General features: G+C 55.9%; 14 protein-coding genes. 6 read left to right on the forward strand and 8 right to left on the reverse strand.

From position 1 onward, the window contains the following. The first annotated feature begins 164 nt into the window (after nt 1-164). The 3 genes from uvrD (at nt 165) to ACMHYW_RS00380 (ending at nt 4,588) form a co-directional block, all read left to right on the forward strand. On the forward strand, nt 165-2,423 hold the full coding sequence (gene uvrD / locus ACMHYW_RS00370) for a DNA helicase II (RefSeq protein ID WP_414500415.1): 2,259 nt from the start codon (nt 165-167) through the stop codon (nt 2,421-2,423). 128 nt (nt 2,424-2,551) lie between these two features. Further along, entirely contained in the window at nt 2,552-3,265 is a 714-nt protein-coding gene (cysZ, locus tag ACMHYW_RS00375) for a sulfate transporter CysZ (protein ID WP_414500416.1), read from the forward strand. 270 nt (nt 3,266-3,535) lie between these two features. Next, a complete protein-coding gene (locus ACMHYW_RS00380; RefSeq protein WP_414500417.1) occupies nt 3,536-4,588 on the forward strand; it encodes an N-acetylmuramoyl-L-alanine amidase in 1,053 nt (350 codons plus the stop codon). Between the two features lie 89 nt (nt 4,589-4,677). On the opposite strand, the gene phoR is transcribed toward ACMHYW_RS00380, so the two are convergent. The 3 genes from phoR to ubiA all read right to left on the reverse strand — a co-directional run bounded on the left by phoR (nt 4,678) and on the right by ubiA (nt 7,684). Beyond that, nucleotides 4,678-5,994, reverse strand: a complete 1,317-nt coding sequence (phoR, locus tag ACMHYW_RS00385) for a phosphate regulon sensor histidine kinase PhoR (protein WP_414500418.1) — start codon at nt 5,992-5,994, stop codon at nt 4,678-4,680. A 91-nt stretch (nt 5,995-6,085) separates the two neighbouring features. Then, nucleotides 6,086-6,769: a phosphate regulon transcriptional regulator PhoB gene (gene phoB, locus ACMHYW_RS00390; RefSeq protein WP_027704416.1), complete on the reverse strand. Its 684-nt coding sequence runs from the start codon at nt 6,767-6,769 to the stop codon at nt 6,086-6,088. 36 nt (nt 6,770-6,805) lie between these two features. Next, a complete protein-coding gene (gene ubiA / locus ACMHYW_RS00395; RefSeq protein ID WP_414500419.1) occupies nt 6,806-7,684 on the reverse strand; it encodes a 4-hydroxybenzoate octaprenyltransferase in 879 nt (292 codons plus the stop codon). Nucleotides 7,685-8,080: 396 nt separating this feature from the next. On the opposite strand from ubiA, the gene ACMHYW_RS00400 reads away from it, so the two are divergent. Beyond that, nucleotides 8,081-8,359 (forward strand): HU family DNA-binding protein, encoded by a 279-nt coding sequence (locus ACMHYW_RS00400; RefSeq protein ID WP_027704418.1) that lies wholly within the window; start codon nt 8,081-8,083, stop codon nt 8,357-8,359. Between the two features lie 83 nt (nt 8,360-8,442). Here ACMHYW_RS00400 and ACMHYW_RS00405 read toward each other — a convergent pair whose 3' ends face one another. The 3 genes from ACMHYW_RS00405 to ACMHYW_RS00415 form a co-directional block, all read right to left on the reverse strand. Continuing rightward, nucleotides 8,443-11,172: a DUF2339 domain-containing protein gene (locus ACMHYW_RS00405; RefSeq protein ID WP_414500420.1), complete on the reverse strand. Its 2,730-nt coding sequence runs from the start codon at nt 11,170-11,172 to the stop codon at nt 8,443-8,445. 360 nt (nt 11,173-11,532) lie between these two features. Beyond that, nucleotides 11,533-12,192 (reverse strand): hypothetical protein, encoded by a 660-nt coding sequence (locus ACMHYW_RS00410; protein ID WP_414500421.1) that lies wholly within the window; start codon nt 12,190-12,192, stop codon nt 11,533-11,535. 96 nt (nt 12,193-12,288) lie between these two features. After that, entirely contained in the window at nt 12,289-12,702 is a 414-nt protein-coding gene (locus ACMHYW_RS00415; RefSeq protein ID WP_414500422.1) for an NUDIX hydrolase, read from the reverse strand. A gap of 1,275 nt (nt 12,703-13,977) precedes the next feature. Here ACMHYW_RS00415 and ACMHYW_RS00420 point away from each other — a divergent pair. After that, nucleotides 13,978-15,168 (forward strand): poly-beta-1,6-N-acetyl-D-glucosamine N-deacetylase PgaB, encoded by a 1,191-nt coding sequence (locus tag ACMHYW_RS00420; RefSeq protein WP_414500423.1) that lies wholly within the window; start codon nt 13,978-13,980, stop codon nt 15,166-15,168. A gap of 261 nt (nt 15,169-15,429) precedes the next feature. Here the strand turns inward: ACMHYW_RS00420 and sucD are convergent, their stop codons facing one another. Both sucD and sucC read right to left on the reverse strand, forming a co-directional pair. Further along, entirely contained in the window at nt 15,430-16,293 is an 864-nt protein-coding gene (gene sucD, locus ACMHYW_RS00425) for a succinate--CoA ligase subunit alpha (RefSeq protein WP_414500424.1), read from the reverse strand. After that, nucleotides 16,293-17,459, reverse strand: coding sequence for an ADP-forming succinate--CoA ligase subunit beta (sucC, locus tag ACMHYW_RS00430; RefSeq protein WP_414500425.1), 1,167 nt, complete (start codon nt 17,457-17,459; stop codon nt 16,293-16,295). The genes sucD and sucC overlap by 1 nt, the downstream gene beginning before the upstream one ends. An 848-nt stretch (nt 17,460-18,307) precedes the next feature. Here sucC and ACMHYW_RS00435 point away from each other — a divergent pair. Next, the gene (locus tag ACMHYW_RS00435) at nt 18,308-19,057 is read left to right on the forward strand and encodes a GntR family transcriptional regulator (RefSeq protein WP_414500426.1); all 750 of its coding nucleotides are present in this window, start codon (nt 18,308-18,310) and stop codon (nt 19,055-19,057) included. Nucleotides 19,058-19,134 lie beyond the last annotated feature (77 nt).

The raw sequence follows: 19,134 nt of genomic DNA on the forward strand, positions 1-19,134 counted from the left end.
GGAATCAGGCGCTACCGGGCGGTGATCGGGGCTTCATGGTATGCTGTGGTTATTTACAGCGCGCCTTGAAAGGGCGCTGAACATCATCTTCCTACTTCTCTATTCAAGACCTCTGGCAGCAGTGATGAAGGTGCCGTCCGGAGGCCATCAGCGGAACACCAGACATGAATTCCCATCATCTGCTTGATTCGCTCAACGACGAACAGCGCCAGGCCGTCAGCGCGCAGCAGGGCAACCTGCTGGTACTGGCAGGGGCTGGCTCCGGCAAGACGCGCGTGCTGGTGCACCGTATCGCCTGGATGCTGGAAGTCGAGCGCTTGTCTCCCTACAGCATTTTGGCGGTAACCTTCACCAACAAGGCCGCACGTGAAATGCGTACGCGTCTGGAAGCGTTGCTGAGCGTATCGCCGCGGGGCATGTGGGTCGGTACGTTTCACTCTATTGCACACCGTCTACTGCGTACGCACTGGCACGATGCGAAGCTGCAGGAACACTTCCAGATCATCGACAGCGACGATCAGCTGCGGCTGATCAAGCGTCTGTTGAAAGACCACAACATCGACGATGAGACCTATCCGCCTAGGCAGGTGATGCAGTTCATCTCTGGGTGCAAAGAAGAAGGGCTGCGACCGGGACAGGTCGATGCACATGGCGATCAGTACCTGCTGCGGATGGTCGAGCTGTACGAACTGTATCAGCTGACCTGTGAACGCTCAGGACTGGTCGATTTTGGCGAGCTGCTGCTGCGCTCGCTGGAGCTGCTGCGTGACAATCCTCCGCTGCTTGAGCACTACCGTGAGCGGTTTGGCCATATCCTCGTGGACGAGTTCCAGGATACCAACCGTCTGCAGTATGCGTGGCTGAAGCTGCTCGCGGGTCCCAATGGCCATGTGACAGCCGTGGGCGACGATGACCAATCCATCTATGGCTGGCGCGGTGCGCGCGTCGAGAACATCGTACGCTTTAGCGAGGAGCTGCCGAACACGCAGGTCGTACGCCTGGAACGCAATTACCGTTCGACCAATGTGATTCTGGATGCGGCCAACGCCTTGATCCGCAACAACACTGGCCGCATGGGTAAGGAGCTGTGGACCGATATCAGCAGCGGTGAAAAGATCTCTGTCTATGCTGGGTTCAACGACCTTGATGAAGCACGCTATATCGTCGATACGTTGCAGAAGCTCATCAAAGAGCATGACTACAAGCGCAGCGATATCGCCATTCTCTACCGCTCCAATGCACAGTCACGCGTCATCGAAGAAACGCTGATTCGCTCCAAGGTGCCTTACCGCATCTATGGTGGCCACCGTTTCTATGAACGTCTCGAGATCAAGAACGCGTTGGCCTATCTGCGCTTAATGGTGTCGCGTGAGGATGACGCCTCGCTTGAGCGCGTTATCAACGTGCCCGCGCGTGGCATCGGTACCAAGACCGTTGAGCTGTTGCGCGCGCATGCGCGTGACGAAGGAATCTCTCTGTGGCAGGCGTTGCACGACCTTGTGGCCCACAAGCAGGTCAGCGGGCGCGCCGCTAGCGCGTTGCAGACCTTCGCCAATCTGGTTGATCGTCTCGACAACGAAACTTCGGGACTGATGCTGCACGAAATCATCGATCACGTGATTACCATGACGGGATTGATCGAGCACCATCGCGCAGAGAAAGGTGAGAAAGGGCAGGCGCGCGTAGAGAACCTAGAAGAGCTGGTCAGTGCGGCACGCGCATACGTGCAGGGTGACATGCGCGGCACCGACCCCTTCGAACCGGCCGGTGAAGCGGTTGGCGACGCTACGTTGGAAAACTTCCTGTCCGAAGCAGCACTGGATGCTGGAGATCATGAAGCCGACGAATTCGAAGATGCGGTACAAATGATGACGCTGCACTCGGCGAAAGGGCTCGAGTTTCCGGTCGTCTTCATTGCCGGTATTGAGGAAGGGCTATTTCCACACAATCGGTCGATAGAAGATCCCGCCGGGTTGGAGGAAGAACGACGCCTCTGCTACGTGGGTCTGACGCGCGCCATGCAGCGTCTGTACCTGACCTATGCCGAGATGCGCCGTCTGCACGGTAAGGAAACCTATCAGCGAGCATCGCGCTTTATTCGCGAACTGCCCGAAGACCTGATTGAAGAGGTGCGCTTGCGTGGGCAGGTTGCCCGTCCTATGCCGCCTTCACGCAGCAGCTTTTCATCGAAGAATGCATCGCGCGGTGGGCTGTACGATTCCAAGCGCTCGCTTGAGCAGCAGCAGGCTGAGCACGATGGCATGAGCTTGTCGCTGGGGCAGCGTGTTTCTCACCCGGTCTTTGGGGACGGTACTGTGATTGGTGCCGAAGGCCAGGGCAGTCGTGCGCGCGTCCAGATCAATTTTGACGATGAAGGCAACAAGTGGCTGGTGCTGGGCTTTGCCAAGTTGCAGCCGCTCTAAGCGTTCGCGTCTTCCGCGCTGAGCGCGGTACATCGCGTCACCCCTACGATGCCGTCGCATTCTGCTCACGCAGGGTGCGCCGGCATTGTTATCCTCGGGTATGAATATCAATCAATAAGGGCCATGTCATGAATGCAATCGATGCCTTGCAGCAGGGTGCCCGAATGGTGCTATCCCCCGGATTGCGTCGTTACGTCGTCGTTCCGGTGGCTATCAGCGCGGTGCTGTACGTTGTGCTACTGGGCTTTCTCTACGCTTACTTACCTGGTTGGAGCGATGCACTGACTCGCCATTTCCCTTCGTGGCTGCATTGGTTGTCGTGGCTGATATGGCTTCTGGTCACCGCTACGTCGTTAGTTATTACTTACTTCACCTTCACGCTTGTCGTTGCCTTTCTGGCGTCACCCTTCTATGGCCTGCTGGCGGAACAGGTTGAACGGCAGCTAGGGGGGAGTGGCAGTCAGGACGAGCGGCGCTGGGGGCAGCTGATCACTGATAGCCTCGGGCGTGAATGGCAGAAACTGTCGTTCATTCTGCCGCGGATGGCGCTGCTGTTCGCTATCGGCTTTGTTCCTGGGACACAGCCGTTTATGCCGGTGGCCTGGCTGCTTCTTTCGGCTTGGTGCCTGTCCATTCAGTATCTGGACTATGTGATGGATAACCACCAGGTGAGCTTTGCCGATATGCGTGGCTTGCTATGGAAGCATAAGGGACAGACGCTGCTCTTTGGCCTTATCCTGACGCCGCTGATCGTCGTTCCGATACTCAACCTGATCATCATGCCCGCGGCCGTAGCCGCAGGTGTCATCCTTTGGCAGCACCATTATCGAACGGCATCTTGATGGTCGAGTGCCTTTAGATAAGCAGTCTTCAAAGTTTGTAAGTGCTTGCAAACCTTGAATGCCGTCAATTGATGCCATGTTTGCCTTCTAAGCCAGTTTTCAGCAGGACAGGAAGGAGAGTAAATCAGAAAGTGCTACGCTTCAGAGAGTGGTGCGGTTCAGTCTGAGCGCAGTCCACCGTGTCATATTTCATCGGCTCTGATGGCCAGCGGCTATGGCCATTGGGGCATGTTCCCCTTTACCGTCATTCTTGTACCCGAGACCTCATTCATGGCCCGTGAATCGCGTTCGCTTCGCCGTCTGGCGCTGCCATCAGTATTACTGGGAATGGTCATGACGGCAGTGGTGGGGTGTGCTGGCGAGCCTGCCAAACCCACCACGCGTTCTCCCTCGCTCAAAGTGGTCGATCATCAGCCGATCAGCCCTCCCGTGTTGCAGGATGCCCTGCCTCCTCGCTATTACAGCCCTGCAGAAGCACAGAAGCTGGAACGACGCAGTGGCTATCGCGTTGATCACAGCCTGCGCTCCACTGCCGCCAACGCGCGCGTACGAACGTTGGTTATCCACTACACGGGGGGAGATGATCCCGCTGCCATCCGTGAGTTGACCGGTGAACACGTTGGCGTGCACTACCTGATTCCCGAGCAGACCGGCATCTACAATAGCCAGCCTGTCATCATGCAGCTGGCCGACGAGGACCTGCGGGCATGGCATGCGGGTGTCAGTTCGTGGAAAGGACGCGACAACCTTAACGACACCTCCATCGGTATCGAGATCGTCAATCCCGGTTTCACACGGACCGACACAGGGATGGTGTGGCACCCGTTTTCGTCCTCTCAGATCAATCAGGTTGTGGTGCTCGCGAAGGATATCGTCAATCGCTATGGCATCACGCCGACCGATGTCGTAGGGCACTCGGATATCTCGCCGGGCCGAAAGCTGGATCCGGGTCCCTTCTTTCCGTGGAAAGAGCTGGCCGATGCAGGGGTGGGGGCGTGGCCTGATAGCGCTACGATTGCGGCCTATCGGCAGCGCTTCGATAGTCTGGGCCTGCCGGCGATTGGTGATCTGCAGAACGCGTTCTCACGCTATGGCTACAGTTTGGTCTCCAGCGGGGTAATGGACGAGAAGACACGGCAGGTCGTGGCGGCGTTCCAAATGCACTTCCGGCCTGCCGATTACAGCGGCGTTGCCGATGCGGAAACAACGGCCATTCTGTTTGCGCTGCTCGACAAGTATCAAGGGCCTGCCGTTGCCCAACAGTTGCTGGGCAGCCGCTTCGCACCTAAGCCTGTTCCTGTGCGCCCTGTCAAACGTAAGTAAGTAATTGCTATCGCTGAATGTCTCTTTAATAAAGGGAATAAAAAAGCGCATCATGATGATGCGCTTTTTTGTGAGAGCAAAGGATACGGTTACAGGCCGTTAGGAATCAGGCGATCCTCAGGGAAATGCAGGCTGAAGCGGGCGCCCTCTCCGGGAGCACTTTTGATGGTCAGATAGCCTTTGTGGCGCAGCATGACGTGCTTGACGATCGCAAGCCCAAGCCCCGTTCCCCCCGTTGCGCTGGAGCGTCCCTTATCGACACGATAGAAACGTTCGGTCAGGCGTGGAAGGTGGCGCTGGTCGATGCCATCGCCATCATCCGCTACTTCGAGAATACCGCCTTGAACGTTGCCATGAACGTCACGTTCCAATGTCCACGTCAGTTCGATGGTGCGCTGTTGTCCGGAATAGCGTACGGCATTCGATACAAGGTTGGTGATGGCGCTACGAATTTCGAGGGGGTCGCCGTAGAGGCTATAGCCCGGTTCGACCTGCATGGTGAGCGTATGGCCGTAGGACTCCGACAGCGCGATGCCGTCACGGCGTACGTTATCGATCAGGGCCGCAATGTCCATGATGGCGTGAGGCGTGGTGCGGGTATCGTTTTCTAGGCGCGACAGCATCAGCAGGTCATCGGTCAGGTGCTGCATGCGCTCGGCCTGCTGCTGCATCTGACCGATGCCGCGAGCCAATCGCGGCGGCAATATATCGTTGGCGGCCTGTTCGAACGTTTCCAGATAGCCACGCAGCACGGTCAGTGGTGTACGCAGCTCATGGGAGACGTTAGCGACGAAATCGCGGCGCATCTGTTCCAGACGATGCAGGCGCGTGACGTCACTGACGATCAGTAGTCGCTCGTCGTTACCGAACGGGGTGATGCGGTACTGCAGCATGTAGGACGTATCGACGGGAGACGGGCGGACAAGCGGTTCATCGTAGTGCTGATCTTCGTAGTAGCGTACGAACTGCTCGTCGTGCAGTACGTCCGTGATGACCTGTCCTCGGTGTTCTTGCGTGTTCAGGCCAAGAATGCGCTGTGCGGCATGGTTCCAGCTGTCGAGTTGCCCGTGGCTGTCGATGGCGACAATCGCATCGGTCATGGCCTCGGCGGTCTGCCCCATACGCAGGACAGCATCGTTCAGTCGCTTCTGGCGGCGATGCTGTGCCTGACGGTAACGGTGCAGGCGCGACAGCATGGCCCCCCAGCCGCCGTTAGCCCACGGTACGGGCTGCTCCGGCGTACGAAACCAGCGGTAGACCTGCCAGAGTTGACGCAGCTGTCGCAGCAGTGCCGCCATGAGGCCAATACACAACCCCCACAGCCATTGATGCTGTGAGAATCCCAGTATTCCCGTTGGCACGAGCACCAGCGGTAGCATAACCATCAGTTCACGCAGCCAGAACATGCGGCGTTATCCCTGTCAGACGAAGCAGTCAGCAAAAGCGGTGCCCTGAGTGGGCATCGAATGAAATGAATGTAGCGGTTTGCGCTCGCGTTCAGCGCTGGGCCGAGAAGCGGTAGCCTGAACCACGGACCGTTTGGATCAGGCCGTCGTAGCCTTCTCCCATCGCTTTGCGTAGGCGTCGGATATGAACGTCGATCGTGCGTTCTTCTACAAACACGCTCGCTCCCCACACGCGATCCAGCAGCTGTGCGCGACTGTAAACGCGTTCCTGATGGGTCATGAAGAACGACAGCAAGCGGTATTCGGTAGGGCCCAGCTCAAGTGGGCGCCCGTCGATAGTGACGCGCTGACTGGTGGGGTCGAGTACCAAGCCGTTCACTTCGACGGTGCCTTGGCCACTCGGCGCGGCGCGGCGCATGACCGCGCGCATGCGGGCGATCAACTCGCGTGGTGAGAACGGCTTGGTGACATAGTCATCGGCACCGGCTTCAAGCCCCTGCACCTTGTTGTCTTCCTCACCCTTTGCCGTCAGTAGGATGATGGGGATTTCATGGGTCGTCTCGTCGCGCTTCAGGCGGCGCGCCAGCTTGATTCCGCTGATATCGGGCATCATCCAGTCCAGCAGAATCAGATCGGGACGATGATCAAGCACCATCTCATGGCCTTGCTGCGCATTCTCTGCTTCCAGCACCTCGAACCCCGCCATTTCAAGGGCGGTTGCCAGCATGTCGCGGATGGCCGCTTCGTCATCGATGATCAGGATGGTCTGCGCCATAGTGGCTCCTCATGAAACCAGTGGTGGGCTGATGAATCAGGGCCAGAGCGACAGCGCGATACCGCCGAACAGACACACTCCCGTCCAGTGGTTGTTGAGAAACGCCTTGAAACAAGCGTCGCGATCGCGGAAGCGCGTCAACCACTGCTGATACAGGAAGGTAGCGGCAACACCCATTACCCCTAGCCAATAGAATCCCCCCAGTGCCATGCTGAGTCCCAGACCGGATAGCAGCACCAGCATCAACAGTTGCAGCAGCATGATGATGGCGAGGTCGGCGTTGCCGAACAGAATGGCAGTGGACTTAACGCCAAGCTGCTGATCGTCGTCGCGATCGACCATGGCGTACTGGGTGTCATAGATCACCGACCATACCACATTGGCTAGAAACAGCCACCAAGCGTCCAGCGGCACGGTGCCCTGTACGGCCCCGAATGCCATCGGGATGTTCCAGCCGAATGCAGCCCCCAGTACGACCTGAGGAAGGTGGGTGTAGCGTTTCATGAACGGATAGATGGCGGCTAGGGCGGCACCACCGAACGACAGCAGCACCGTGAATGCATTGGTGAAACAGACAAGAATAAAGGAAGCGCCCAGCAGGACACCGAACACTGCCAGTGCTTCCTTGGGGGCGATTGCCCCGACGGCTAGGGGGCGTGAACGGGTGCGTTCGACATGGCCGTCGATGTTCCGGTCGGCATAGTCGTTGATCACGCAGCCCGCTGCGCGCATCAAATAGACCCCCAGCAGGAAGATCACCAGCACGCGTCGAGAGGGAATGCCCTGGCGGGCCAGCCACAGCGCTGAGAGTGTCGGCCACATTAGTAGCCAGGTACCAATGGGACGGTCTAGGCGCATCAGTCGGATGAAATCGCTGGCGCGGTAGCGAAGGAAGTGGTGTATGGCGTGCAACATGGATGGATCCCAGAGCAGAAAACAGTAAAGAGGCCTTATCCTTGCATGGAGAGTACCCGAATGATGTCTATCATTGCCATGACACATGTGAGTGTGTGACACGACGTGACAAATATATGTATAGCGGACCGGCGCGACTGGCACCGCCTCATATGATGTTGCTACGATGACGCTGGCATTGCCATGACAGAGTCGCATGGCGACAACCGGCTCATCATGTGTAGTTGAAGGCATGATGACATGCACTATCGCGGCATTATAGGCAGGGCATTTCCCCGTGGAGGTGTCATGTCAGTGTGTCCAGGCATGACGGGGAACACTAGCGCACTCGTTGCGCGTTTCCGTCCAGGGATGGGCACGTGTGCCATACTTTTTTCTGTTTTTCAGGAGTTCAACATGCGTAAACCGGAACTTGCAGCAGCCATCGCCGAACGTGCAGATCTGTCCAAGGACAAGGCAAGCCAGGTGCTGAATACCATTCTTGATGAAATCAGCGGTAGCCTGTCTAAAGGTGGTGACGTTACTTTGATCGGTTTCGGTACCTTCACCGTGCGCGAACGCGCTGCACGCACAGGTAAAAACCCGCAGACGGGTGAACCGCTGACCATTCCGGCCAGCAAGAACGTTGCTTTCAAACCGGGTAAGAATTTGAAAGACGCTGTCGCGAAGAAATAACGATACCTTCTTCCTTACAGCAGCATATAAACACCGTGGGCCCTGAAAGGGACCCACGGTGTTTTGCTATGTGCCGCGTCTGTCTATGACGAGGAGGTATCGGACGAGCGAGCTGGTTGTGACGAGGTGGCCTTGTGTGGCGGTACCGGGGCCAAGAAACCGACGAGCACGCACAGCAAACCATACGCCACGAATGACAGGATCCCTGTCAGGCTTCCCAGATAGAGACGGTCGATAACCAGCAGCTTGGCCAGTACCACGGCCATGATGATGGCGTGCACGCGCCAGCGCATGTGGTGACGCTGACGTGATGCCGTAACCCAACCGATAACGCCGATCGCGCTCCATAGCAGCGTAATGGATAGCTGTGTGACACCGGACGTAAGCAGGTCATCTGGCTGCCATGCAATTCCGCACCAGTGGTGCAAGGTGTGCAGTAGCGTTTCATTCAGCAGCCATGCCACGCCAATGTGCACACACCATCTGATTCGCGGATCGGGGGTAAGCGTGGATTGCTTCCAGAGCAAGGCCAATGCGGCCACCTGCCCTAGCTCGGCGGGGTTCAGCAGTGGTAGCCAAGGTAATACAGCGTCGCATGATGACGCCGAGGCCAGCAGAGCTAGCCCCGCAAGGGCCAGCGTTACGATGATGTGCAGTGACGGGGGCGGCTCTACAGTCTGCTCATCCTGTCGATGGCGCGTCAGTGCTAGCCATTGAGGACGCTGCTGGCGTATGGCTCCAAGCACCAGCCACGGCAGCATGGCGAGCCCCAGCGAACTTCCTGATACCGTGTCCAGATGATCGCCGATCAATGACAGCGAAAGGCGAGCCGCCATCAACAGCCAGAAGTACGTTCTATAGCCTGCTGCATACGGTGCGCCGCCTTGGCCTAGCCAGCGTAGAGCGATGGTCCCTGCGATCATCAGTACCAGGCTGCCTGACCATGTTTCTATGGTGGCGGGTGTCATCAGCAGAGGAAGCGTCAGTAGGCCACAAAACACTAGGCAGACAGCGGGTGCTGGCAACAGTGCGGGCAGGCGTATCTGGCGGTATGCCCATGCAAGGCCACCGGCCGTTATGGCAAGGAGGATGACGAACGCATCGCTCCACATGTCAAAGGGAAGCCAGCGTTGAACGGTAATCAAATGGGTGACTACCCAGAGGAAGAGCGCATACCCGTACAGGTACTGTGTCATGAGGGGTTTGCCTGCACGGTAGTGCAACCAGATGCACACTGCTGCCGCCGCGACGAGCGCGATGGCGTTCAGGTATTCCGTGCTGCCGGCATCCCATGTATCGACGATATAAAAGGTCAAACCCAACGCAGAGTAAAGCTGCAACCCATAGCCGGATAGACGAGGCAGCAGGCGCTGTTCACGCAGACCTAGCCATACCAGCCCCACGCCTTCTATGACGAAGATGTAACGTGTCATTTCTGGCCCGAACGCAAGCGGGATGGCCACCGTCGCAAGCGTTGCCGCCAGAACGACATAAACATCGCTTAGCAGGCAGCGACCCCATTTGCGATAGCACAGCGTGGCCAGTACGGCATAGATCGCCCCCATCAGTGCGGCGCTGAGTGCAACGACGTAATAAGGTAGGGCGAGATCACTGTTCAGCACGATGCTGGATTGCAGCACCAGCGTGATGAGTGGGGTGCCGAAGACGAGGCTGGCATCAATGCTGTTCTTTAACCTTATCGGTGCTCGATAGGCATAGAGCAGCGGAAGCAACAGATAGAGGGTGAAGAACAGCCACAGGAACGGCTCTGTTATCGACCAGTGCTCGGGAGCGTAGTCCAGTACGCCTTTTGTGACGCCGATACCATAGGTAAAAATGAAGCCGAGAATATTGAGTTCGCGCCATGGCCGAATCCAGGCGATACCGAGGATGGTGACGTCCAGTAGAGCGTAATAGCTGAACAGCCCAGTGGCGCTGCCGTCACCGCTAGACATAAGAAGAGGCGCGGCAAAGCAGCCCGCGATGGCCAGCTGGGTCAGCACGCGCGCACGTTGTACGACGGCCAGTGCCGTCATTGCAGCCATCAGCAGAATGCCGCCAGACAGAGCAAGGGAAGACGGCACGAGTGCATACAGCCGGTAGGCTGCAAACAGCGTGAACATCAGGATGGCGATCATGCCGCCCTGCAATGCCAGTGCAAAGTTGTGACGCTTGTGCCGTTGTTGCCACCCAAATGCCAGCCCGCTAGCGGCTAGCAGGCCGATACCTGCCAGACGAATGGGGAGCGGTACCCACAGCCACCCTTGAGCACTCAACTGATTAAGCAGTGCAGCGATACCGGCAAATAGCACTAGCATGCCGATCTTAACCGGCACATTGCCGCCGGTTAGCCAGCGACGCCCTTTTTGCCACGCCATAGTGGCCCATTGTTTTATTTTGGTCTGATGGCGCTGCCAGAGCTGTTCGAGCAGCGACGGTTTGGCAAGGGGCTCGGGTTCACGTCTGACCGGCGGTGAAGGGGAGCGCGCCACGGAGGGGGCGGGGCGAGACAGCGGCTTTGTTTCTGGCTGAGGTTGGGCTGCTCGCTGTGGCTGAGGTGGCGGCGGTGTTTCCCTCATAGGTGGTGGCGCCTGCTGGATCGGTGGGGGCGATTCTTCCGCGGGACGGGGGCGTGATGGTGACGAAGTCTGGGCATTGTTTGCCCAGCGTTGGCACTGCTCGCGCAGGTGCTGAATTTCCTTTCGCAGCGCGAATGTATCCTGCTGAAGTGCTGAAAGCTTGGTGCCCAATGCGATAGCGACGATCAGTATCAGAATACCGAGCAGCACCATTTCTAGTGTGATGTCCAACATGGTTTTCCCTGCAGACGTTAATGTTCTGATTATGTTTGATGGGGTGAGGTGAAATAGAGCGCCTAGTTATCCAACAAGGCGTGAATATATCTTGCTGTGTAACGCCTTCGCGGCGGCTCGTTACGTATCATCCTTTAAATCTTTCGTAATCACATCTTCTGTTGGCAATAAGGGAGTGATGCTCCCGTCTTTCACTGCAACAATGATGTCTGAAGTAGGCCCATCTCATCTTTGCGAAAGGTCTTTTGATATGGCACCCGCCAAGGCTTGATTGTCGCATCAGTGGCAGGCGTCTGTTTTACATGGGAAAGAAGCAACTATGCGTGGGGTATCACTTGAGAGGTAATAGGGGGTAGCCAATCAATAGAGATGAAGGATAGATCGTCCGGCGATACAGACACTTGAGGCAAGCAGCGTGACACAAGCCATACGCAACATAATGGTCTTCCATCTGGCTGTGCCGCTTGAAAGGTTATCTTCGTTGTGTTGTCGCAGGGGGGCCAAAGTGTGGACACCGATAATGGCAATATGAATAAGCGCAATACTCAAGATAAAGCGCCAAGAGACCTGCTGCGTTGAAATGAACAGTGACAGCAGGCCCAACGAGCAAAGCCCTGCTGGGGCAAGAAAGGTCGAACGCAACACCCTAGTGATGACGTGCGGATGAGTGTCATTCTGTTGTTGCCCTTGTTGCCCTTGTTGCCCTTGTTGCCCTTGTTGCCCTTGTCGCCCTTGTCGCGCTAAGCGCTGGCGCAACACGGCTCCGCAGGCCAGATGAGCCAGATAGAGTGCCATTGCCAACTGGAGCAGTACGATGGCCAGCAGCGAGTGTATAGCGACCCATTTCACCAGCCATAGACAGGCAAGTGTGGTCGCCATTGCCCCTATCAGCTGACCGGTCTTTTGCATGGCTCGGCAGGCGCTTGTGCTTTGTATACGGCTCGCATTCAGCCGTCGGTCTGATACAACACAGATCGAAAGCGACAGAACGGCGGTAATCACCCATTGGATCAGCAGCATGATCGACACCTTTTACCGATACGGCATTTATTCTCTGACATGTCGTGCGGAAGGGGGTGTGGATAACACGATGGACTGTGTTATCCACACCCTCTGTCATTGTTCCGATGCGTATGCCGCCAGAAGAGCAGGCATCAGTACCTGCTGCAAAGGGGCCAAAGGCAGACGGTCAGTATTCCCCAGCGGCACGCGTTCCAGCTGCTCTATTTCAGCCTGCGGAAATACTGTCTGATTAATTCGTCCCCAGAACACATCGGCGACCACCGTCATATCGGCTTCGTTGGCTGCTGGCGCACTGAACTGACCCAGTGGTTTCAGCATCTGTGGATCACACTGCCAGTCCAGCTCTTCTTTCAGCTCGCGTGCGAGTGCCGTGAGATTGTCTTCGCCGATTTCGGGCTTGCCTCCCGGCATCATGAAAAGCTGTGTATTGCGTTTGCGCACTAAAAGAAGCTGGTTCTGGTCATCCAGTAGGCAAGCGGCAACGACGCGTATGATGGAAGGGGCCATAGAGTGTCCTTTTATTCTTTCGATAGTGCCGAGAGCGTAATGAACCGCATCGTTATCTCATACGGATGACTCATCTTGGATGTTATAAGGATGAATTCATGGTCGTGCCATAGGGAGAGATAATGTTTTCGATAGCTCCCTGGCCCTGATATTTCTGGCGAAGATGTTCATATTGCCGTTTTGCGAGCTTGCACGTGCGATTGGCTTCGTTGATGTTCTTCTGGAGCGCTTCGGGAGGGAGTGTATTGTCCACCTCACCGGCCATATGTTCGCAGTCTTCCATGTTAGTTAGAAAGATGCGTATATCCCGTGGAAGCGTTATGGCGGAATCAGCGGCTACAGCGGAGGATGCCAGACTAGCGGCAAACAGTGCACAAATGATCTGACGTGTCTTCACCATTTTCCCCTATGAGATGACAAACGGCCCATGATAGCAGAGTCATGGAAGTGAACCAGTAATCTCTTTGGTGACGTTAACGTAATATGAATGAAAAGTAACCTCTTTATCCCTTGGACGGAAGGTCACGTGTTCATGCTTGCCACACTTCCCTTTCCAAAGGGATCTTCTAGCCTGCCGAAAGGAGGTAATGGGTACTTTTCCTCAGGTAATTATTACGTTTACGTTAAAATAATATAATATATGATATTGATTATAAACGATATATTTGTACTGATATTGACTTATCCTCAAGGATAAATTCAATGAAACGTCAATTTTTGGCCTCCATTACCAACTTTACCTCAAGAGCAAAAAAGGGGGCGTGGCGGCAGCACGGGCTTTTTCACCGCCCATTATAACGTTGACGTAATGGTTGTCGTGTGGTGCTGTAATGCCGGTAGTCAGGGGGTCTGCACCAGCAGGGTTTCATAGGCACAGTAGGCCTGAATCACTTCGATATTCGAAAAGGTCTGGCAGGAGGTAATGGTCGTTTCCTGTCTTAGCTGACCATCATGCCGAAAGGATGGGGTACGCAATGGAGTGTGGGTTAAAAAAGCATCTGTCGTTATATTTTTCGAAGGGATAGAAAGTATCATCAATTGGATGACATGGCTTTGAATAGCTGTTTATTTATTCTTATTTGTCTTTATTGTTTTATTTAATGTGTTATTTGAGTTTCTTAATGGTCGTTATTTCAATACGTTACGATTTATCTTGGCGTGGGGGTTTATATAACAACGCACGCTCCTCTTAAATATTGGCAATGTCCTCTTGCTTGTCCAACACTAATGGCGTTCCCAAGTGGTAACAAGCGGTCAAGCAAAGGACGATAATCAATGAACGTAGCAACTCGAGTTATGCAGATCGACCTGGACGTCATGTGTTATGGCGATGGTGAAGGGTATGATTACAATGATTTGAAAGACTATATACGGGCTCGTCTGGAAGGTTCTGGGGCCAACGTTGTTTATGTGCAGGTCTTCAGCGAAAACTTCGACAATATCGCTAATGACCGTGATCGAATGGCGGATTATTTGCTGTTTGATCCGGGCCACTCGCTTGGCGCCAATGTCATGAATGCGAACATCTTCAAGGCCGGTGTTCAAATCATTCGTGAACTGCTGCCTGATAGTCGCATTCTTGTTTGGACGCCCAGCATCTATAACGCCTTCCTGATGACGGACAATACGGTTGTGAAGGCAACGGAAGAAGCCGAAAGCGAAAACTGCGTGTGGTATCGCCGAGCCTCTCCGTTCAGCGAGCTGACCCATACGCGTCTGGCGACGTTCTTTGAGGCGCTGGGGCAGGCCAGCGAAGCACTGGACGGCGTGATGTTCCAAGACGATCTGCTGCTTTCGAACTGGGAAGATGTGTCTGACAAGGGTGTTGAGCTGCTTGTTGCCCGCTACGGCCTCACTGACACCAGCGATGATGCCCTGAACGACTTCCTCAACGACGATGAAAATACGCAGAACCAGGACTGGCGTCGCTATAAAACACAGGCGCTGGATCAGCTCAGCCGTGAAATGTTTGATGCCTTCCGTCGCGGCTATCAGCAGGCCTTCCCTGAACGCTTTGCGCAGCGCGAGCAGTCCGACAGCACGCGCCTGCTCTTCGCTCGTGACTACTACGATGCCGCTGTGCTGTATCGCGATGCCGTCACGGGGGAATGGTACGCACAGAACCTGGATACGGCGCTCGACCTCTACGATCAGGTTGTGGTGATGTCCTACTTCAATATGAGTGCTGGCGGCGATCCGGCCTCTGACGATGCGATGTCATGGCTGCGCAATCTGGCCCAGACAGCGATCGCTATCGCGGACAGCAATGGTCGTCAGCGCTCGTACAAGCTGGTATTCAAGCTGCAGAGCGTGTGCTGGAGTTACTACTCCAGCGGTGAGGACTACACCATCCCCGCTGCTGTTCTGAGTCAGCAGGTGCAGGCGCTGGTGGATGCCGGGGCGAAAGGGGTCGGATTCTACCCAGCGCTGCAAGGTAGCGCTCATTTCGATATGTCTGCACTTTGAGCCGCTGATATCTCTGACCGGATGACAGTGTCCTGATGGATAGGCCCGTTCTTGTCGGCAGCGATGAGAACGGGCTTTCTGCATAGTGTCGCTGTGCGAAGCGGTCTATTGCCTTCAGGACATGTCGATACGGTGTGAAGAAGAAGGGCAGGCATTGCTAACAGGAAAGGCGTGACATGGTCGTGATGAAAAAATGCCTCTATCCGGCCTTGTCGGCGACGGATAGAGGCAGTGTGCTTACTGAGGCATCGGTATGGTGGGTTACAGCTGCGTTAATGCTTTGCCGATATCGGCTAGGCTTCTGACGACCGTTACGCCGGCCGCTTCCAGTGCTTGAGTCTTGTCGGCAGCCGTTCCTTTGCCTGATGCAATGATGGCGCCAGCATGGCCCATGCGCTTGCCTGCAGGTGCCGTCACGCCAGCGATATAGGCCACCACCGGTTTGGTGACGTTGGCTTGGATATATTCCGCCGCTTTTTCTTCGGCGTTGCCGCCAATCTCACCAATCATCACGATCGCTTTGGTTTTCGGATCCTGTTCGAACAACGCCAGCACGTCAATGAAGCTCGTGCCCGGAATCGGGTCGCCGCCGATGCCCACGCAGGTGGACTGCCCCATGCCGATATCCGTCGTCTGCTTGACGGCTTCATAGGTCAGCGTGCCTGAGCGGGAGACGATGCCTACGCTGCCCGGCAGGTGGATATGTCCCGGCATGATGCCGATTTTGCACTCTCCGGGTGTGATAACACCGGGGCAATTGGGACCAATCATGCGAACGCCAGCCTCGTTGAGGCGCGCCTTGATGGCCAGCATGTCGAGTGTCGGGATGCCTTCAGTAATCGTGACGATCAGCTCAATACCTGCATCAATGGCTTCAAGGATGGAGTCCTTGCAGAACGGAGCGGGCACGTAGATGACCGATGCCGTTGCGCCGGTAGCGTCTACCGCTTCCCGTACCGTATTGAAGACAGGTAGGCCTAGGTGAGAGGTGCCGCCCTTGCCGGGGGTTACGCCACCGACCAGCTGAGTGCCGTATTCCAGTGCCTGTTCGGAATGGAAGGTGCCTTGGCTGCCCGTGAACCCCTGACAGATCACTTTGGTGTGCTTGTCGATCAGAATGGACATTATTTCCCCTCCGCGGCCGCGACGGCACGCTGTGCTGCATCCGTTAGATCGGTTGCTGCAATGATATCCAGCCCGCTGTCGGCCAGACGCTGAGCGCCAAGTGCGGCGTTGTTCCCTTCTAGCCGAACGATGACAGGAACATCGACGCCGACCTCGGTAATGGCACCGATGATGCCTTCCGCGATCAAATCGCAGCGTACGATTCCGCCGAAGATGTTCACCAGTACGGTCTTGACCTTGCTGTCCGACAAGATCAGCTTGAACGCTTCCGTGACACGCTCCTTAGTGGCACCGCCCCCGACGTCGAGGAAGTTAGCTGGCGCACCGCCGTGGAGCTTGATGATGTCCATCGTGCCCATCGCCAGCCCGGCACCGTTCACCATGCAGCCGATGCTGCCATCTAGGGCCACATAGTTGAGCTGCCATTCGGCTGCTCGTGCTTCGCGCTCATCTTCCTGAGACGGATCGCGTAGCGCGGCAAGGTCCGGGTGACGGAACAGCGCATTGCTATCGATATCCAGCTTGGCATCCAAGCATTTGAGATCACCGCCTTCCGTGATAACCAGCGGGTTGATCTCGACCATCGACAGGTCGCAGGTGGTGAACAGTGTTGTCAGCTTCATGAAGATATCGGTGAACTGACGAACCTGCTTGCCTTGCAGCCCGAGAGCAAAGGCAAGCGAGCGGCCTTGCCACGGTTGAGCGCCCAGAAGCGGATGCAGGGCGATGGTGTGAATGCGCTCAGGTGTCTGCGCAGCCACCTGCTCAATGTCCATCCCACCCTCTTGAGAAGCCATGACCACGATGCGCTGCGATTCACGGTCGATCACGATGCCCAGATATAGCTCACTAGCAATCGCCGTGGCTTCTTCTACGAGCACTTGGTGAATAGGCTGGCCCTGTGCGTCGGTCTGATGGGTGACCAGCTGCTGGCTTAGCCAGTGTTCCGCAAAGGCACGCGCCTCTTCGTCACTGTGAATAAGCTTCACGCCGCCGGCCTTGCCGCGGCCACCCGCATGCACCTGACATTTGATGACCCATGGCGCGGGTCCCAGCAGGGCCGTAGCCGACTCAGCTTCACTGGCGGAAGTACAGACATGTCCTTCGGGCACAGGCAAACCGTGCTGACGGAACAGCTGCTTTGCCTGATATTCGTGTACGTTCATGGTGTTGGAGTTCCTGCTGGCGATAAGTGAAAGGCGTCAATCCTTGCGTTTCAGAAAAGACTCACCGGCCATGGGGTACGGGCAAACGGTGATGAAGAGCCTAGAACAAGGCCGTTGTGTTTCCCGATCATGCCATATTGCAGGAGAGTTCGCAGGCCACTAGGGCACCGGATTCGATCATTGCCTGCGAAATGCAGATTCAGCAACGCAAAGGGGAGATCGAAATTGCATACTCCGCTTTAATGTCACGCCTGTGGCATGTCTTGGGGAAAAGGCGGTGATACGTGTCGATGATCGGCCCTCGTCAGGGAAGGTGTGTTCGATACGGTAGTGCTGCTTTAGGGCGGATTAAGAGTGCCTTTATATTGTTATAGAGAAAGGGGGAGAGGGGCGGTCTCTGGTCGAGTTATGTGAAAGAAGAAGGCCTGAAACGAGAGAAATAACCCAATCGGTAAAAACAAAAGCAGAATTAAACTAATCAGCCTATTTGTTAATAAACAATAGCAATAATGGTCGCTACACGGCTCCTGTGGTTAGAGCCAGAAATAAGCAGGGTAGGGCTGAATTAGGTATTGATGGCCGAGGCTTATGCCTCATCCTGCGGGCGTTGGCGGGAATTTCTTTTTCGATACAGTTCGTATTATAAGTGGTGGGGCGGGCATGCGGGGCGGCATTTGGTCTCTCTGCCACTTTGGGTGAAGCATTGCTATACCTAATAGAATACGCAGTTTCGGGGCGTTGTTATCCATCAATGTGGCAGGATCGTGTAGTCTTAAGATGACGTTTATATAATGTTTCATCTTGGGCTACTTGCCTATTCTGTCCTCTTCTATATGCCGGAGACCTGCATGCAGAACCGCCTTGCTCGCATTATGCTGGATCATGAAACCTCTATACCGTTATACCAGCAGTTGGAGCAGGCCTTTCGACAGCAGATCCTTGCCGGGCTATGGAACACGGGTGATGTGCTGCCTTCAGAGCGTGTGCTGGCCGAAGCGCTGAACGTGTCTCGCGTTACGGTGCGCAAGGCGCTGGACAGTCTGCATGCCAAAGGGATGGTCGAACGCCGTCACGGCGCGGGCAACTACATCTCTCCTCAGGCAGACCTTATTCGTGATCAGCATACGCTGACGCGTTTGGAGGGGCTGACCGAGATGCTGAAAGCACGCGGCTATCATCCATCCTCTGAATGGCTGGTGCGCGATGTCCGGGTGCCGCCTACCGATTGCCTCGTACGGCTGGGGCTTCAGCCGGAAACCCCGGTGGCCTTCCTGAAGCGCAAGCGCATGGCTGATCAGCAGGTCGTGGCCGTCAACGATCACTATATCGCTGCCGACCTGCTGCCGTGCCCCGACGCGTTGCAGGAATCACTGTACGGCTACCTTGACCAGCAGGGCACACCTATTACGCGCGCACTGCAGCAGGTCAGTGCCATCAATGCTTCTCCTCCCTTGTCTGCTCTGCTTGAGGTGCCTGAAGGTACGGCATTGTTGAAATCTATCCGTACGGGCTATCTGTTGACCGGTCGCCCCGTTGAACTGACGGAAACGTGGTGCCGTACGGACTGCTATGACTTCATGATCGAAATCACGCGCTGATACCTCGTGTACGTAGCGAGTGAGGTGCGTCGTCATCGTGCCGTGCCGCACAACGTCCGAGCTTTGCGCACGGTCAC

Origin of the sequence: Zymobacter sp. IVIA_12111.31 C1 (assembly GCF_047495495.1) — a bacterium.
Classification (GTDB): Bacteria; Pseudomonadota; Gammaproteobacteria; order Pseudomonadales; family Halomonadaceae; genus Zymobacter.

Excerpts from the sequence above, each read along its gene's own strand:
- ACMHYW_RS00435 (WP_414500426.1), top strand. The coding sequence starts at position 18,308 with ATGCAGAACCGCCTTGCTCGCATTATGCTGGATCATGAAACCTCTATA.
- uvrD (WP_414500415.1), top strand. The coding sequence starts at position 165 with ATGAATTCCCATCATCTGCTTGATTCGCTCAACGACGAACAGCGCCAG.
- ubiA (WP_414500419.1), bottom strand. The coding sequence starts at position 7,684 with ATGTTGCACGCCATACACCACTTCCTTCGCTACCGCGCCAGCGATTTC.
- phoB (WP_027704416.1), bottom strand. The coding sequence starts at position 6,769 with ATGGCGCAGACCATCCTGATCATCGATGACGAAGCGGCCATCCGCGAC.
- sucD (WP_414500424.1), bottom strand. The coding sequence starts at position 16,293 with ATGTCCATTCTGATCGACAAGCACACCAAAGTGATCTGTCAGGGGTTC.
- ACMHYW_RS00400 (WP_027704418.1), top strand. The coding sequence starts at position 8,081 with ATGCGTAAACCGGAACTTGCAGCAGCCATCGCCGAACGTGCAGATCTG.
- phoR (WP_414500418.1), bottom strand. The coding sequence starts at position 5,994 with ATGTTCTGGCTGCGTGAACTGATGGTTATGCTACCGCTGGTGCTCGTG.
- ACMHYW_RS00420 (WP_414500423.1), top strand. The coding sequence starts at position 13,978 with ATGAACGTAGCAACTCGAGTTATGCAGATCGACCTGGACGTCATGTGT.
- ACMHYW_RS00410 (WP_414500421.1), bottom strand. The coding sequence starts at position 12,192 with ATGCTGCTGATCCAATGGGTGATTACCGCCGTTCTGTCGCTTTCGATC.
- ACMHYW_RS00380 (WP_414500417.1), top strand. The coding sequence starts at position 3,536 with ATGGCCCGTGAATCGCGTTCGCTTCGCCGTCTGGCGCTGCCATCAGTA.
- ACMHYW_RS00415 (WP_414500422.1), bottom strand. The coding sequence starts at position 12,702 with ATGGCCCCTTCCATCATACGCGTCGTTGCCGCTTGCCTACTGGATGAC.
- ACMHYW_RS00405 (WP_414500420.1), bottom strand. The coding sequence starts at position 11,172 with ATGTTGGACATCACACTAGAAATGGTGCTGCTCGGTATTCTGATACTG.
- cysZ (WP_414500416.1), top strand. The coding sequence starts at position 2,552 with ATGAATGCAATCGATGCCTTGCAGCAGGGTGCCCGAATGGTGCTATCC.
- sucC (WP_414500425.1), bottom strand. The coding sequence starts at position 17,459 with ATGAACGTACACGAATATCAGGCAAAGCAGCTGTTCCGTCAGCACGGT.